The following is a 14,254-nucleotide window of genomic DNA, read 5'->3' as shown; positions in this document are numbered from 1 at the left end:
GTGGCGCTCACCCGGCCACAGGCGCCGACCAGGCGACCTGCAGCGACTCCACCCCGTCGCGGGTGAGCAGGCGTCCGCGCCCGGCCGGAGCCGGGCCGGGGCGCAGGTTGCCCAGGACGGAACCCTCGGACGGGTCTCCGCTGAGCACCAGCGCCGGCTGGGCCAGGTCGCGCAGGGCGGTGAGCAGCCCGTCGTGCACACGGCCGAACCCACCGCTGCGGCGGGCGACGACCACGTGCAGGCCCACGTCGGTCGCGCGCGCGAGCAGGGGGACGAGAGGCTCGAGGGGGTTGGTGTGGGACGCGGTGACCAGCTCGTGGTCGTCGACCACGACGTAGGCCTCACGACCCTGCCACCACGACCTGGCCCGCAGCTGCGCCGGTGAGACGTCTGGGCCGGGGAGTCGCTCCGCGAGGAAGGCCGCCAGGCCTCGGGCCAGCTCGGCCGTGCGGTCAGCGGTCGTCGCGCAGTCAGCGACCCACTCGTCGGGGACCTCGCCCAAGTGGCTGCGCCGGTAGTCGACGAGGAACACCTGCGCCGACTCCGGAGTATGGAGCCGTCGCACCTCGTTCAGGTAGGTGCGCAGGGTCGCCGACTTGCCTGACCGGGCCTCCCCGAGGACCAGCAGGTGCGGGTCCTGCGCCACGTCGAGACCGACCGGGCGCAGATCGCGCTCGCCGAGCCCCAGCAGCAGCAGGGGGCAGGTGGGTGCCAGGCGCCGCGTCTGCTCGAGGTCGACGCTGACGGGCAGCAGCCGCAGCCGTGGTGCAGGCGGTCCGGTTGCGGTCCCGGCGACCTGGGCGACCACGTCGCAGATCCCGGCGGCTAGTGTCGCCGTCGAGGGGTCGGCGTCGATGCGGGGGAGCGCCGCAAGGAAGTGGTGACCCGACGTGACGAGCCCGCGGCCCGGCCGACCAGCGGGCACCGTGGCCGCGAGCCGTCGGTCGATCTCGGAGTCCATCGGGTCGCCGAGGCGCAGCTCCACCCGGGTGCCGAGGACGTCGCGCAGGCTCGCCCGGTAGTCCATCCACCGGGTCGCGCTCGTCACCAGGTGCACACCGAAGGTCAGGCCGCGCTGGCCGATCGACTGCAGCTGCGGCTCGAGGTCGGGGAGCTCGGTGCGCAGCGTCCCCCACCCGTCGATGACGAGGACGACATCGCCCCAGCCGTCGTCGAGCCCACCGAGCCCGCCGACCGCCCGCCGCGCGCGGTAGCCCTCGATGCCGTCGACCCCGTGGGCCCGGAAGAACCGCTCCCGGTCGTCGAGCACCGTCGTGACCTCGGCGACGATCCGCGAGACCACCTCGGGCTCCGTCCGGGTGCCCACACCGGCCACATGGGGCAGGTCGCGCAACGCGGTGAAGGAGCCGCCACCGAAGTCGAGCACGTAGACCTGCACCTCGGCGGCGGTGTGGGTGAGGGCGAGCCCGACGACGATCGTGCGCAGCACTGTCGACCGCCCAGACCGCGGAGCGCCGACGACGGCGACGTGACCGTCCGGCCCCGACAGGTCGGCCCACAGCACCTCCCGTCGCTGCTCGCGCGGACGGTCGAGGGTGCCCAGCGGGATACGCAGCGACGGGGATCTCTGGGGGAGCGGTGAACCGGCGCGACGACCGTCCGGTCCCCGGTGCGGTAGCAGGGCATCGAGGGTGTCGGGGACGTCGAGGGGCGGGAGCCAGATGCGGTGGGCCGGTGGCCCGTGCCCGGCCATCGCCGCGACGGCGACGTCGAGCAGGGACGGCGGCGCTGCCGGGACCATCGCGGCCCCGGCCCCGCCCGCCGCCAGCGGTCCGATCCCGGTCGTCGCCTCCCCACGCACGGACTGGGCCACCGTCCCGGTGACGAAGGGGACGATCGGCGGGTGGGCCCTGCGCCCGTGCCCCCCGCCGGCGCCGTCCGACGGTGTGACGGCGCGGCTCGCCGGGCCCGAGACGTAGGCCGCGGTGAAGGGCCTCAGCGAGGTCGGGTCGTCACGCAGCAGACCGATCCCGGGGACGGCCGGTAGCTCGTAGGCGTCGGGGACGCCGATGACGGCTCGTGACTCCGCCGCCGAGAAGGTGCGCAGGGCCAGACGGTAGGACAGGTGGCTGTCGAGGCCTCGTAGTCGGCCCTCCTCGAGTCGCTGCGACGCCAGCAGGAGGTGCACCCCCAGGGACCGACCGAGCCGCCCGACGGCGACGAACAGGTCGACGAGCTCGGGCTTGGCGCTCAGCAGCTCGGAGAACTCGTCGCAGACGACGAGCAGCGTCGGCAGCGGGGCCAGGTCGGGAGACTCCCCGCTCGTGCGGGCCCGCTCGTAGTCACGCTGCGAGCTGTGCCCGCCGCTGGCCCGCAGCAGCTCCTGGCGACGGGTGAGCTCGCCCGACAGCGCGTCCTGCATCCGGTCGACGAGGGTCAGCTCGTCGGAGAGGTTCGTGATCATGGCCGACACGTGCGGCAGGCGTGACATCCCCGCGAAGGTGGCCCCGCCCTTGAAGTCGACCAGCACCAGGTTGAGCACCTCGGGAGAATGGGTCAGGGCCAGGCCGAGGACCAGCGTGCGCAGCAGCTCCGACTTGCCGGAGCCCGTGGCCCCGATGAGCAGGCCGTGCGGCCCGGCGCCCTGCTCGGCCGACTCCTTGAGGTCGAGGTGCACCACCTCACCATTGGGGCCCGTGCCGAGGGGCACCCGCAACAGGTCGCGGGTCGGGCGAGACCGCCAGGACCGTGCGGGGTCGAGGGCCCTGACGTCGCCGAGACCGAGCAGGTCGGTGAGCCCTCGACCGGGCAGCGTGCCCGGGTCGCCGGACCGGAGCCTGCGGGCCCAGGCTCCGAGGAGCCGACGGGCCGTGGCCTCTGCCCCCGTCAGGCCCAGCAGGTCCGCCTGGCCGTGGGTGGTGACCCCGTCAGCCGTCGTGGTGACGTCCGTGCTGACCGCACCGCGACCCGATGGGCGCAGGTCCAGTGAGACCGCAGGCACCCGGCAGTCGCCGGCGTCGTCGCGGTCGCCGACGGGCACCCGAGGCTTCTCGAGACGCAGGACCGTCAGCCCCGGCCGTCCACCGCTGGGTAGCAGCGGGTGGTCCCACGCGGCTTCCGCGCCGTCGACGACCAGCACGAGATGAGGCGGACGTCCGGTGGCACGAGGGTCTTGGGCGAAGAGCAGGGGAGCCAGCTCGTCGATCGTGGCGGCGACCAGGCGAGTGCCGCCGCCCGCGTCCCGCAGCTGCCGGCTTGAGCTGTGGGGGAGCCACTTCACCCAGTCCCAGTGCTCCAGCGTGCGGTGCCCGGCGACCACGGCCACGACCAGCCGGTCTGGACAGTGGAAGGTCGCGGCGTGGACGATCATCGCCCGGGCCACGGCCCGGACGTCATCAGGCCGACCGGTGACCTCGATGTCGGTCAGGTCGTCCAGGGCCACGACGCTCGGCAGGTGGGGCTGCTCGCGGTGAACCGCCACCAGTCGCCGCACCGCCTCGTCGCAGAGGGGGTCGACCTCGTCGAGCGCGTCGCTCTCGGCGATGTGCAGCACCGGGGACGACGGCTGCGTCGACCGGCCGTAGCGGACCACGACTCGGGGTGCCTCGGTGCGCTCCCAGAGGCGCGCACCGTCCTCGACCAGCACGGCGAGGGCGGCGGGCTCGGGATGGCTCCACGTGAGCTGCTGGCGCTGGGCGTCTGCACCGGCCCGGGCCTGCGCCCGGATGCGAGCGAGGTATCCGAGGTAGTCGCGGCGGACGGCCCTGCACCGGCCCCGCCCGCCTGAGCGGGTGCGCCACAGGTTGGCCGCCACGAAGCCGAGCGAGGCCACGAGGAACATCCCGGCCGCGGCATAGCTCTGCGTGGAGCCGTGGCCACTCGTCGCGACGAAGGCGACCGAGCCCAGGGAGCCGACCATCGGCAGGGCCGACAGGGCCAGCCCCTGGAGCAGGCTCTCACCGGGTGGCAGCGCCGGCGCAGGGCGCAGCTCGATGACCTCGGACGGCGCGCCGGGCGGGACCCCAGGTGGGCCGTCTCGGTCGGTCGAGGGTCTCGTGGTCGTCGCCGTCATGGGGTCGAAGACTAGATCGCTCCCGGTCGGTCCGAGCGCTGACCACGGCTTGCCTGTGGACAACTGCGACGGGCGGAGGACGGGAGGGCCTCGGTGCGAAAACGTCCTGTGGACAACGGTTTTGGGGTCACCCGTTCTGCCTAGGCTCGGGCTGTCGACATCCACTGGGGGTGTCAGCGCCGGGTCTCCCGGCCACTGACGAGGAGGATCTGTGACCACGCAACAACAACGTGCCGGTGCCCAGAGGGCGGCGGCAGGAGCGGTCCGAGACCGCGAGGCGCAGTTCCAGGGCGACCTGCGCCGCCTGATGACCGAGGCCGAGGCGCTGCGGCGCGACTACCAGGGTCCGGCTGCGGCAGCGTTCTTCGTGCTGATCGGTCACTGGCTCGACGACGCGCAGGCCATCGTGCGCGACATGGAGGGCTTCGCGGGCCGACTCGACCGTCAGGAGTCGGAGGTCGCCGCCCAGCAGGACGCGTCGGCCGCCACCTTCAGCCGGGCGGCGACCCGGCTCTCGACGAGGGCCTGAGGCCCTCATGACCACCACGAAAGAGGCAGCACGATGACGAACGACGGTGGACTCATCCGGGTCGGGGCCGAGCAGCTCGACGGCATGGCCGACCACATTCGCACCATCCACGGGTCGATGAGCAGTGGCTTCGAGGCCCTCTCGACCGACCTGCTGAACACCATGGCCGACTGGGGGGAGGGCACCGCGTCCCGCGAGGCCTACGACGGCTTCAAGGGCCGTGTGGACCGCACCTTCGCCGACATGCTCGTCGCCGTGAACGCCATGCCCCCGCTCGTCGCCCAGGCGGCCGAGGAGGCCCGTAGCGGCGAGGTGCGCCGAGCCGGTATGTGGGGCGGCTGAGACCCCGGATGGCTCTGGTCACGCGCTCGCCGGCCGCACCGCACACCGTCTCCGCACGCCGCCCCAGCTCCCTGCTCGACACCTCTCACCCGTCGGGAGCCGACTCGGCCGTGGGGCGCGAACCGCACCACGACCTGGTCCGGATCACGGTGACGGCACGCGGTGGGCGCCGTGACCTCGTCCTGCCCGCACGGATCCCCGTCGTCGAGCTGGTCCCGCAGATCGTCACGCTCCTCGCCGTCGCCGGCGCCGATGCCTGGGGTGGCTGGACACTTGTCGGGCTGGACGGCCGACAGCTCGATCCTGGAGTGAGCCTGCTCTCGCAGGCCGTGGACGACGGTGCGGTCCTCGCGCTCGTCCCCACGCCCGAGCTCCGGGCGGTCACCGGTGGCCCCGGCGCGGTGGGTTGGCGCGACGACGACGTGGCGCAGACGGTCGCCGATGTCGTGGACGACCTGGGAGCCCGGTGGGGACCGGGCCTGACGGCGGTGGCGACCAGGGTCGCTGCGGGGGTTGCGATCCTCCTGGTCCTCGCCGGGCTGGTGGCCCGGACGGTGGATGACCCGTCCGGGCCCACGGCAGCCCTGGCCGCCACCGCTGCCGCCTGTCTGGTCGTGGTCGCCATGCTGCTCGGCCGCACCCGGCGCGCCTACGCCACCACGGTAGCTGTCCTCCTCGCGGCCGGGCCTTATGCCGCGCTGTCGGTGCTGGCCCTGCGGTCCGACGACCGACTCGGCTGGCCACTGGTGGGGGCCGGAGCCGCTGTGGTGGTGCTGGGGCGGGTCGGCCCGCTGGCGCTGCGGCAGCGTCACTGGCTCTTCCATGCGCCGGTCGTCGTCGGCGTCGTCGCCGCGACCCTCGGTGCCACCCACGCCCTCACCGGGGTGGACGCCGCCGCCATCGCCGCCGTCCTCGTCGTGAGCACGAGCGTCGGCGCGCGGTTCGCGCCCTGGTGGGGCCTGGCGGCGGCCGGCTCGGTGCTGGCGGGTGCCCCGGCACCCGAGCTCGCGGTGGTGCGCGCCGACGTGGCTCGCTCGGTGACGCGCGCCCGGCACCTCGTGCTCGGGGTCACCGTGGGGGTCTGCGTCGTGATCGTCGTGAGCTCGCCTCTCCTGGTGGGGCTCGGTCCGGCCGGTCTCGGCATCGTCTGCGCGTGCGGGACGACCGCGGCGCTGCGGGCCCGTCGGCTGGCCCTGCGGCTCGAGATCCTGGTCGGTCTCGCCGGAGGCGCCGCGATCGTCGTCTCGGGGATCGTGTCCTCCCTCCTGCTCCACCCCGAGTGGGCGGCCGGGCTCACGGGCGCCGCCGGCGCAGCCGCCGTCCTGGCCCTGGCGTCGGTGGTCGTGCCGCCACGGCCGGGCCCGCGGTGGGAGCAGGTCCTCGACCTCGTCGAAGGGCTTGCCCTGGGCGCGCTCCTGCCGTTGCTCGTCGTGACCGTGGGCCTCATGGCGGCGGTGCGGGGGGCGGGGCGTTGACGGCGTCGAGCACGCGGGTCCTGCTCGAGGCGCAGGCCCACCGAAGGCGCCGGGTCCTCATCGCGTTCCTCACCGCCGACGCCGAGGGACAGGAACGGGCCCTCCCTCGACCCGGGCCGCTGCTCGGGGGTCTGGCCGTCGCGGTGTGCCTGCTCGTGGGTGCCCTCGTCTCAGGGCTGCTCACGACCTCAGAGCCCGAGGGTTGGCACGACGGGCAGCTGGTGGTGGGGCGAGGGTCGGGCGCGCGCCTCGTCAGCATCCGGGGCACTCTCTACCCGGTGCTCAACGCCACGTCGGCGCGGCTCGCCCTGCCCGCGACCGACACGCGCAGGGTGCAGGTCGTCGACGACGCGACGATCGCGGCCGCCCCGCACGGACCGGTGCTGGGCATCCCCGGCGCTCCCGAAGAGCTGCCGACCCGGGCCAGCCTGCTGCCGACAGGATGGGTGGCCTGTCCCGACGGCTCACGGGTGCAGACGACCATCACGTCGCGGCCACAGCCGCCCGCGTCGACGGGGCTGGCCCTGACTGCTCGCGTCGCCGACCGACCCGCCGTCGAGGGGCACCTGCTGGTGTCGGGCCGTCGGTATGCCCTCCCGGTGGGCCACGAGGAAGCCGTCACCCGCTATCTCGGCCTGTCGGCGCCCCCGGTGACCGTCCCCCGGCGGTGGGTCGACCTCTTCAGCGTCGGCACCGCCCTCGACCTCAGCGCGTTCCGGCTTCCTGCAGGGACGTCCCTGGGGCAGTCGCTCCCGCCGGGTGCGAGGATGGCGGGTCGGGCCCGTCGGGTGGGGCAGCTGCTGTCCGCCACCGACCACGGTGGCGCGATATCGGTCGTGCTCGCCGACGGTACCGCCCCGCTCACGCCCTTCGCGGCGGCCGTCTTTCGGGCGACGGCACCTCACCCGCTCGGGCAACCGCAGGCGGTCAGCGACGCCGATCTGGTCGCGACCCCCATCAGCGCAGTCCGGGGCCTCGTCCCGGACGACTGGCCCTCCGCCCTCCCCGCAGCGGCGAGCGGCACCCCGTGTGCCCGCCTGGACGCGGGAGCAGGGCGGGCGTCGCTCACGGAGCTGGTGCTGATCAGTGGCGACTCGATGCTGGCGCGCCCGACCGGGGCGCCGGAGACCGTCGTCGAGCCGGGTCACGGTGCTCTGGTCAGGGCAGGCTCGTTGCCGGGTAAGGGTCGGGTGGTCCTGGTCGACGCCACGGGCACGGCCAGCACGGTCGTCGACCCGTCGCCGGAGACCCTGGCCCGGCTGGGTCTGGCGCAGGTCGACCCGCCGTCCGTCCCCTCGGCCTGGGTCGGTCTGCTCCGATCGGGGCCCGACCTCGCGCAGCTGGTTGCGGGTCCCCGCTTGCCGAGGCAGGCACCGCTGTGATCCGCTTGGACGATCGTGTCTCCTTTGCACCGCGCCCCGTGCGCCACCACCTCGCCCCCGCGTCGGACCCCCCGCACCGGTGCCACCCCCGGGTCGGGCCGTACCCCGGGGAGCCCCACGCCCCTGCGGCGTCCCCGCTCGGCACCCGCCTCGGCAGCACTCACGCGGCTCGGGACCGCGCCGTGAGCGAGTCGCCGAAGCACCCGCGCCGGCCGGCTCTCTTCACCCCGGCCGCCATCGAGGCTCACGCCGGTGGTCACGACCCGCTGAAGGAGATCGAGGCTGCTCACGAGACGGCAGCGGTGCTCGTGCACGCCGGTCGGTCGTCCCACGACCCCGTGCTGACGGCGCGGCTGGTCGCACTGGTGGAGGAGCTCGGTCTGTCGACCGTGGCCGACCTGTGGGCCCACCGCCCGGCCCGGAGCCTGCCGGGAGCGCTGTGGCGCCTCTACGTGCTCCGCGAGTGGGTACGCCGATCTCCCGAGGAAGCCAGCTCCGACTACTCCGCCGGGGTCCGTTTCACCGACGTCGACCACATCGTCGCCGGCGCCGCCGATCCCGTCGGCCCGCAGGAGGTCCGGGAGGTCGCCGACGCCATCCTCGCCGGCGTCTTCGCCGGGGATCTCGCCGTCGCCCTCGACCGGGCGGCGTCGTTCTGTCGGGTCGTCGCCGCGGGGCGGGGTGAGCGTACGGAGGGCGAGGAGTCGGCCGAGCGGGCGGCCCAGCTGCTGCTCACCGCTGACGACCTGGCCGCTGCCGCCGCCCTGTGGCGCCTCGACGACCTCATCTGATCCCGTCCGGGTTATCCTTGGGTGACGTCGGGCCGCGGATGCCCCGGGTCCCACATATAGCCGCTACGAGCGGCCTTGCACCGTGAGGTGCTCCCGGCCCGACGTCCCCCAACTGTCCCTGGGATGGTGGGATCAGCTGCGGTGGCACGCGAGCAGATGCCGGTCGAGGTCGGCCCGGGCCGATGCCCGGGCTCGTCGGCCCGGCCCGCGCCAGCTGCACTGGGTGCACCAGGCATGGTCGAAGGACCCGAGTGGTCCGATGCCCCTCGACGGGGTCGGGCTACGTTCCGGTGTCTCGTCGGCGACGATGTCGTTCGCGGTGCGAGCGTTGCTCGGGTACGTCGACATGTCCTCATCATGACTGCTTCCCGACCCGCGGGGGAAGGCATGACCCGTTGGGACCATTTCCTGCCCAGAACTGCTCAGGTGCCGGCGCACGGCCCCGTGAGGGCAGGTCCGCACCTAGAGTTGGGCCCTGTGAGCTCCCTTGACGACACCGAGCTGCGCGACGCCGCCTTGCTCGACGAGATCCACCTCGTCGGCGAGCTGATCATCGCGGCCAGCGTCTCGGACGGACCCCTGTCGGAGAGCCAGATCGACGAGGTCCTCGGCGTCCACGGCGCGGACGACGAGGATTCCTGAGCGGCTCAGCCGAAGCGACCGGAGATGTAGTCCTCAGTCGCGCTCTCGGTCGGGTTGTTGAAGATCTTGGTCGTGTCGCCGATCTCGACCAGCTTACCGGGCTTGCCGGTTGCCGCGAGGTTGAAGAAGGCCGTCCGGTCGGAGACCCGCGCCGCCTGCTGCATGTTGTGGGTGACGATGACGATCGTGAACTCCGACTTGAGCTCGTTGACGAGGTCCTCGATCGCGAGCGTCGAGATGGGGTCGAGGGCCGAGCACGGCTCGTCCATCAGCAGCACCTGCGGGCGGACGGCGATCGCCCGCGCGATGCACAGGCGCTGCTGCTGCCCGCCCGAGAGTCCGGCGCCCGGCTTCTTGAGCCGGTCCTTGACCTCGGTCCAGAGGTTGGCTCCCTTGAGGGAGGCCTCGACCGCCTCGTCGAGCTTGGCCCGGTTCTTCACGCCGTTGAGGCGCAGCCCGGCGATGACGTTGTCGTAGATCGACATCGTCGGGAACGGGTTGGGGCGCTGGAAGACCATGCCGACCGAGCGACGGACGGCGACCGGGTCGACCGACTTGGCGTAGAGGTCGATGTCGTCGAGCCGCACGCTGCCCTCCACGCGCCCACCGGGGATGACCTCGTGCATCCGGTTGAGGGTCCGCAGGAAGGTGGACTTGCCGCAACCCGACGGGCCGATGAAGGCGGTGACCGTGCGGGGCTCGACGGTCATGGTCACGCCCTCGACGGCCTTGAAGTCGCCGTAGTAGACGTTGAGGTCCTTGACGTCGATGCGCTTGCCCATGGGTGTTGCTCGCTTTCGTGGGGCCGCGGTCAGCGGCTGACCGAGCCGAACCGGGCGATGACCCGGCCGAGGAGGTTGAGGAGCAGGACGAGCAGGATGAGGGTGAGTGCTGTCGCCCACATGCGCTCGACGGCCGGGGCGATGCCGAGCTCGGTGCGATCCTGGTTGATCATCGTGGGCAGCGTCGGCATGTTGCCACTGAACAGGTTGGTCGCGATGCTCTTGGTGTAGGGCCCGAGGATCAGCAGGGGAGCGGTCTCACCCATGATGCGAGCGAGACCGAGCAGGACCCCGGTGATGATGCCAGAGAAGGCCGTGGGGAGCACGACCCTGGCGATCGTCCTCCACTTGGGCACGCCCAGAGCGAGCGACGCCTCACGCAGCTCGTTGGGCACGAGCTTGAGCATCTCCTCCGTGGACCGCACCACGACCGGGACCATGAGCAGCATGAGGGCGAGGGACACGGCGAGCCCGGTCCGCCCGAAGCCGAAGGTGGTAACCCACACGGCGTAGATGAAGAGGGCGGCGACGATGGACGGCACGCCGGTGAGGATGTCGACCATGAACGACGTCACCCGCGCCAGGGTGCCCCGGCCGTACTCCACGAGGTAGACCGCGGTGAGGATGCCGATCGGCACCGCCACGACCGCGGTGGCGGCGGCCTGGAGCAACGTTCCCTGGATGGCGTGCACCGCGCCACCACCGACGTCGATGGAGTTGATGTTGCGCTGAGACTGGGTCCACCAGCTCGAGGTGAGCAGGAGTGCGAGGCCCTTGCTGACCACCGTGTACAGGATCCAGACCAGGGGAACCATGGCGATGCCGAACGAGGCCCACATGACGACCCGAGCGATCGCGTCCTTGATGCCGCGAGCGGCAGACTTCTGTCCCAGGTCCAGCGGGTCACCCGTGAGCGTACGACCGGCCTGCGCAGCGTTGGCGCGAGCGGTCGATCCGCTGGTCTCTGCTGAGGCGGTCATTCGGTGAAGGCCTTCCTGCGTTCGATGACGACTCGGGCGATGGCGTTGACGATGAACGTCAGGAGGAACAGCACGAGGCCGGCCGCGATGTAGGCGCCCGTCTTGAGCGGGCTGTCGAACTCGGCCGCGTTGTTCGCGATACGCGAGGCGAAGGTCTCGCCGCCGTTGAAGATCGACCAGGTCCAGGCTCGGCCCGGCGCGAGGGTCGATACGAGGAAGGTGACGGCGATCGTCTCGCCGAGGGCGCGTCCCAGGGCCAGCATGGCTGCGGAGATCACGCCGGGACGGCCGAAGGGCAGGACCGAGGTGCGGATCATCTCCCACTTGGTCGCACCCAGGGCCAGCGCGCCCTCCTTGTGCGTGATGGGTGTCTGGTCGAACACCTCGCGTGAGAGCGCCGTGACGATGGGGAGCACCATGATGAAGAGCACGATGCCGATGAAGAAGATCGTGCCGCCGCTGATGTTGGTCTTGGCGAACAACGGGATCCAGCCGAGCACGCTCTGGATGGCGTCCTCGACCGGCTTGACCACTCCGCGGAAGGTCAGGGCCCCCCACAGCCCGTAGACGATCGAGGGGACGGCCGCGAGCAGGTCCACGAGGCTGGCGGCCGGCCGCTTCAGCCAAGCCGGGGCGTACTGCGTGATGAAGAGGGCGACGGCGATCCCGACGGGGACGGCGATGGCCATGGCGATGATGGAGGCCATCACCGTCGTCCACAGGAGCTCGACGATGCCGAACCGCGGGTTGTCGCCCCCGGGTGACCACTCCCTCGAGGTGAGGAAGTTGGCGTTGTTGGCCAGGAGGGCCGGGACCGCCTGGGCGACGAGGAAGACGCCGATCAGCGTGACCATCGCGATGACGATGAGGCCCGCTCCCTGGGCGGCGCCGAAGAAGAGGCGGTCTCCGAGCCGGCCGGTTGAGCCGAGCTCCCCGGCGGGGGATTCTCCGTCGGGGAGCTCGGCTACCGGCACGCCGGTCACTGATGTCACGCGATCAGTCTTCCCTTGCTGCCGGGTGATGTGGGGGGTCTGCGGGCTCTGATTGCTGGGTCAGCCGATGGCCGCGATGGCCGTCTTGACCTTGGTCGCCACCTCGGCGGGAAGGGGAGCATAGCCGAGCGCCGAGAGCGACTGCTGGGTGCTGTCGGAGGCGAAGCTCGTGAGGAACGACTTGACGTTCTTGCCCACTGCCGGGTCAGCGTACTTCGAGCACACGATCTCGTAGGTCACGAGGACGATGGGGTAAGCCCCCTCCACCTTGGTGGCGTAGTCGAGCTTGAGGGCGAGGTCATTGCCTTCGCCAGCCTGTGTCGCCACCGCGATCGCCTTGCCGGCCGACTCGCCGGTCAGCTCGACGGGGGCGCCGCTGCCGGTGTCGACCTGCGCCATGGAGAGCTTGTTCTGCTGGGCGTAGGAGAGCTCGGTGTAGGTGATGCCACCGTCGGTCTGGGCGACGGCGGTCGACACCCCGGCCGACTTCTCCTTGCCCTCACCCTTGCCGGCCCACTTCTTGGCCGGGTCCGCGGGCCAGGCGTCGGGGGCGACGGCCTTGAGGTACTTGGTGAAGTTCTCCGTGGTGCCCGAGTCGTCGGAGCGGAAGAACACCTTGATGGCGGTGGACGGAAGGGTCGCGCCGGAGTTGAGGGCCTTGATGGCCGGGTCGTCCCAGGTGGTGATGACGCCCTGGAAGATCTTGGCCATCACCTCGGCGTTGAGCACGAGCTTGTCGACGCCCTTGACGTTGTAGACCACGGCGATGGGGCCGGCGACCATGGGCAGGTCCCAGGCGGGCGAGCCGCAGGTGGCGGTGGCGGCGGTCTGCTCGGCGGGCTTGAGGGCCGAGTCGGAGCCGGCGAACTTGACGTTACCGGCGGTGAACTGCTTGATGCCGGAGCCGGAGCCGGTCGCGTTGTAGTTGATCGTCGCGTCGCTGCAGGCCTGCTGGTAGGTCTTGATGGCCTGCTCGATGGCGGTCTTCTGGGCGGTCGACCCCTCGGCGTCCAGGGTGCCCGAGAAGCAGTCACCGGCCGTGACGGACGCGGAGCCGTTGGAGCCGGACCCGCCGGTCGAGGTGTTGTCGCTGCCACAGGCCGAGAGCACGAGCGCTCCCACGATGGCGACGGCGCCGACGGCACTGGAACGGGTGATGCGCACGGGGGATCCCTCTCGAAAGACGATGTCTGGGCGGAGGCCGGGCGCCATGGCAGTCAGCGCGGCCTTCGCACAGAACATAAGGGAGCCCGGTGAAGGGTTCTGCCCGACGGGTTAACGCAAGGTGAACGGCCAGAGACATTCTGGGGTCCCGACCCGGTCCCCCGTCCTGGCTCGTCCCGGCCCCTCTCGGCTCAGGGCAGGTGCCGTTCCGCGGCGACCACCCTGGCCGCGCTCCCGGTCGATACGACGTGACACAGGAGCACCTCACCCTTGGCCATGGAGCCTCGGGCCGATGCGGCGAGCAGCTCGGCCGCCTGCTGCCCGGCCCCGCAGGCGGTGTCCACGTGCTCCTCGACCGTATGGAGCAGGGAAGGCAGCACCGGGCCGTGGCTGCAGATGGCCGACGGCCGCCCGCGCTCGAGGGTCCGGCGCAGGTGGTGGGGCGCCCGGTCGGGGCGCTCACGGAAGCCCTCCTCGGACAGGCCCTCCTTGACCTTGATCGTGGTCGCCGTGGCAGCCGCATACGGGGTGAGGGTGTCGAGGCAGCGGCGGGCCGGCGACGAGACCAGCCGCGTGACGCCGTAAGCCGCCAGCAGGGGCCCGGTCGCGGCCGCCTGCCGCACCCCGCGCGCGTCGAGCGGGCGCAGCTGGTCGGCCCCGGTCCAGCCTGCGCGGGGGCGGGCCTTGGCGTGCCGGACGAGAGCCAGGGGCCACGTGGTGAGGATGCCGTCGGCGTCGGCCCGCATCAGCGCCCGCAGCTGGTCGCGGTCGCGGGTGTAGTCGAGTCGGTGGTGGGCGGCGACGACGTCGAGCCAGACGACCTCGTCGATCTCGTGCTCGAGGGTCCCATCACCACCGACCACCTCGGCCGCCCAGTAGTGCACCTCCTTGGTGCACGGCAGGCCCTCGCGGTCGAGCACGGTGTAGGTCGCCGACGGCAGGGGCAGCCCGAGGTGCACCTCGAGCCCCGTCTCCTCGAGCGTCTCGCGCACGGCGGCCACCGGCGCGAGCTCACCGGGCTCGAGCTTGCCCTTGGCCCACGACCAGTCGTCGTACTTCGGGCGGTGGACCATGGCGACCTCGAGCTCGCCCCGGCGACGCCGCCAGGGCAGGGTCCCAGCTGCAGGGATGACCGGCATGAT

The 14,254-nt window shown here is 72.2% G+C and carries 12 protein-coding genes; 6 read left to right on the top strand and 6 right to left on the bottom strand.

All coding sequences use genetic code 11. The annotated features are described in order from the left end of the window. Positions 1-7 precede the first annotated feature (7 nt). Positions 8-4,033: a type VII secretion protein EccCa gene (gene eccCa / locus V3N99_07965; GenBank protein MEO3936684.1), complete on the bottom strand. Its 4,026-nt coding sequence runs from the start codon at positions 4,031-4,033 to the stop codon at positions 8-10. A 211-nt stretch (positions 4,034-4,244) separates the two neighbouring features. Here eccCa and V3N99_07960 point away from each other — a divergent pair, with 211 nt between their 5' ends. The 6 genes from V3N99_07960 (at position 4,245) to V3N99_07935 (ending at position 9,194) form a co-directional block, all read left to right on the top strand. Continuing rightward, a complete protein-coding gene (locus V3N99_07960) occupies positions 4,245-4,562 on the top strand; it encodes a WXG100 family type VII secretion target (protein MEO3936683.1) in 318 nt (105 codons plus the stop codon). Positions 4,563-4,595: 33 nt separating this feature from the next. Beyond that, positions 4,596-4,904 (top strand): hypothetical protein, encoded by a 309-nt coding sequence (locus tag V3N99_07955; GenBank protein ID MEO3936682.1) that lies wholly within the window; start codon positions 4,596-4,598, stop codon positions 4,902-4,904. 8 nt (positions 4,905-4,912) lie between these two features. Then, positions 4,913-6,379 carry a type VII secretion integral membrane protein EccD gene (gene eccD / locus V3N99_07950; GenBank protein ID MEO3936681.1) on the top strand — a complete coding sequence of 489 codons (1,467 nt, stop codon included), beginning with the start codon at positions 4,913-4,915 and terminating at the stop codon, positions 6,377-6,379. Then, entirely contained in the window at positions 6,376-7,761 is a 1,386-nt protein-coding gene (gene eccB, locus V3N99_07945; GenBank protein ID MEO3936680.1) for a type VII secretion protein EccB, read from the top strand. The genes eccD and eccB overlap by 4 nt, the downstream gene beginning before the upstream one ends. A 182-nt stretch (positions 7,762-7,943) precedes the next feature. Further along, positions 7,944-8,552 carry a hypothetical protein gene (locus tag V3N99_07940; GenBank protein MEO3936679.1) on the top strand — a complete coding sequence of 203 codons (609 nt, stop codon included), beginning with the start codon at positions 7,944-7,946 and terminating at the stop codon, positions 8,550-8,552. A gap of 477 nt (positions 8,553-9,029) precedes the next feature. Next, positions 9,030-9,194 carry a hypothetical protein gene (locus V3N99_07935; protein MEO3936678.1) on the top strand — a complete coding sequence of 55 codons (165 nt, stop codon included), beginning with the start codon at positions 9,030-9,032 and terminating at the stop codon, positions 9,192-9,194. 5 nt (positions 9,195-9,199) lie between these two features. On the opposite strand, the gene pstB is transcribed toward V3N99_07935, so the two are convergent. The 5 genes from pstB to V3N99_07910 form a co-directional block, all read right to left on the bottom strand. Continuing rightward, entirely contained in the window at positions 9,200-9,976 is a 777-nt protein-coding gene (pstB, locus tag V3N99_07930; GenBank protein ID MEO3936677.1) for a phosphate ABC transporter ATP-binding protein PstB, read from the bottom strand. 29 nt (positions 9,977-10,005) lie between these two features. Further along, a complete protein-coding gene (gene pstA / locus V3N99_07925) occupies positions 10,006-10,956 on the bottom strand; it encodes a phosphate ABC transporter permease PstA (protein MEO3936676.1) in 951 nt (316 codons plus the stop codon). After that, entirely contained in the window at positions 10,953-11,948 is a 996-nt protein-coding gene (gene pstC, locus V3N99_07920; GenBank protein ID MEO3936675.1) for a phosphate ABC transporter permease subunit PstC, read from the bottom strand. Before pstC ends, pstA begins: the two co-directional genes overlap by 4 nt. Before the next feature lie 60 nt (positions 11,949-12,008). Continuing rightward, positions 12,009-13,112, bottom strand: a complete 1,104-nt coding sequence (gene pstS, locus V3N99_07915) for a phosphate ABC transporter substrate-binding protein PstS (GenBank protein ID MEO3936674.1) — start codon at positions 13,110-13,112, stop codon at positions 12,009-12,011. Positions 13,113-13,303: 191 nt separating this feature from the next. Then, positions 13,304-14,251, bottom strand: coding sequence for an NUDIX hydrolase (locus V3N99_07910; GenBank protein MEO3936673.1), 948 nt, complete (start codon positions 14,249-14,251; stop codon positions 13,304-13,306). Between the last annotated feature and the right edge of the window lie 3 nt (positions 14,252-14,254).

Source organism: Dermatophilaceae bacterium Soc4.6 (assembly GCA_039889245.1).
Taxonomy (GTDB): Bacteria; Actinomycetota; Actinomycetes; order Actinomycetales; family Dermatophilaceae; genus Lapillicoccus.
Note: the sequence above shows the minus strand (reverse complement) of the source record. Positions and strands in the feature narration are given on the sequence as shown.